At 59.5% G+C, this 338-nt stretch carries 1 protein-coding gene; it reads left to right on the top strand.

All coding sequences use genetic code 11. The features are described 5' to 3' along the window. Positions 1-338 (top strand): DDE-type integrase/transposase/recombinase (locus G7A66_RS13855; protein ID WP_174296274.1); only part of this gene is annotated, 338 nt, incomplete at both ends.

Here is a 338-nt window from a genome sequence, read left to right as displayed (position 1 = left end):
AAGATCAACGGGATCAAGCCAGTCCGCACGCGCAAGCACAAGGTCACAACCGACAGCCACCATCGCTTGGGGGTCGCAGCGAACTGGCTGGACGGCGACTTCGCCGCCGATGCGCCCAACTGTAAATGGGCGGGCGACATCACCTATATCTGGACATCAGAAGGCTGGCTTTATCTTGCCGTCATCCTCGATCTGCATAGTCGGCGTGTCGTGGGTTGGGCTGTCAGCGACAGGATGAAGAAGGATCTGGCGATCAGGGCGCTGGATATGGCGGTGCGCCTGCGCCAGCCTCCAGAAGGCTGCCTTTTCCATTCGGATCGCGGCAGCCAATATTGTTC

Source organism: Alteripontixanthobacter muriae, from assembly GCF_013336795.1.
Taxonomy (GTDB): Bacteria; Pseudomonadota; Alphaproteobacteria; order Sphingomonadales; family Sphingomonadaceae; genus Pseudopontixanthobacter; species Pseudopontixanthobacter muriae.
The sequence above is the reverse complement of the archived record's forward strand: the minus strand, read 5'-3'. Positions and strand labels throughout refer to the sequence as shown.